This window comes from Aquimarina algiphila, from assembly GCF_007489275.1.
GTDB lineage: Bacteria > Bacteroidota > Bacteroidia > Flavobacteriales > Flavobacteriaceae > Aquimarina > Aquimarina algiphila.
This window is the reverse complement of the sequence record NZ_VLNR01000162.1, coordinates 1-1406: the sequence shown is the minus strand read 5'-3', so window position 1 is coordinate 1406 and position 1406 is coordinate 1. Positions and strand designations below refer to the sequence as shown.

At 30.2% G+C, this 1406-nt stretch carries 1 protein-coding gene; it reads right to left on the bottom strand.

Going from position 1 to position 1406, the window contains the following annotated elements; all coding sequences use genetic code 11:
* Nucleotides 1-87 precede the first annotated feature (87 nt).
* Nucleotides 88-1329, bottom strand: coding sequence for a TonB-dependent receptor plug domain-containing protein (locus FOF46_RS30790; RefSeq protein ID WP_143919245.1), 1242 nt, complete (start codon nucleotides 1327-1329; stop codon nucleotides 88-90).
* Nucleotides 1330-1406: the final 77 nt, after the last annotated feature.

Sequence of the window (1406 nt, the reverse complement as noted above, 5' to 3'; positions counted from 1 at the left end):
GGAGAGTCGATGAGAAGAAAAAGAAAAAAATCGTAATTTTAACACTGAAATAAACACGCTTTTGGGAACTGTTTTGCTATGCTCTATTTAAACAGGAATACCCGGGTCAATTTCATAGGAATCTCCAATCTCAGTACGCAATCCCAATTGAAAAGAAATTTTCTTATATTTTTTGGCAAATTGACTATAAAATCCAATTATATCTTCTTCATAAATAGTGCTTCCTGTAAACTCTGGAATCTCGATCCATTGTGAATCAAAAAAAGTTTCTGTAATAAAATCATTCTCTATTTTAGATAATTTGGTTAAATATCCTAACTCTAATTTAGAATTATTCTTTAAAGGATTTACGTAATCTACAGATATTAGATACCTCTCAAAGTTTTCATTATTATAAGTCCTATCCATTCCTCTAAAAGTTCGAATTGGAAACACTTGATTCTCTTCAATAATTGATTTCTCATCAGTAACAGAAAACTCTGTATTCACACCAAATTTTAATTCATGCTTTTCTTTACTGAATTTCAAATTATACCCTAAATTACTCTGAATTAATCGATTTATTTCACTCTCGTTTTCTGACCGATTAAAGAGTTCTATTAATTCATTTAAATTGAAATCTTCATATCTAATATTATTATCATTATCTGCATCAGAAAATCTAAAAGTAATATCTCCTATCAATTGATTTTTTGGATTCAAATCTAGATTTCCCCCAACATTAATTAAAGTATATAACTGGTTTCGAATCCTCTCAGACTCCTGAAAAACCTTATTGGGTATATTTTCAAAATTATCCACAAATATTCTATTTTCTCCTTTGGGTTCTGAATATCCTAATCCAGTATTCATAAACCATGATGAATAATCATTACTACCATTTAGATTAATATTAGTTCCTACGTTGAGAAGATATCCAGAAAAAAGTTCAATACTACCATTCAGTCTTTTTTTCTTCCCTTTCTTTAAAACAACATTAATTATCCCTCCAGTTCCATTGGACACATATTTAGAAGATGGATTTGTAATCACTTCTATTTTCTCTATTGAACTTGCTGGAATACTCCTAAAAGAATTAGCATTCTTAGCCAAACCACTCGGTCTTCCATCTATAAGCACTTGTATATCTCCACTTCCTCTAATGCTTATATTACCATCTGATTCCAACTGAACCGATGGTAAATTTTGAGCTACGTCATATAGTGTCCCTCCTTTAGATGAAAGGTCTTTGGATAAATCATATGTTTTCTTATCCAAATCAATTTGATATGAAGAATTATTGGAGATTCCTATGAAATTGACCCGGGTATTCCTGTTTAAATAGAGCATAGCAAAACAGTTCCCAAAAGCGTGTTTATTTCAGTGTTAAAATTACGATTTTTTTCTTTTTCTTCTCATCGACTCTC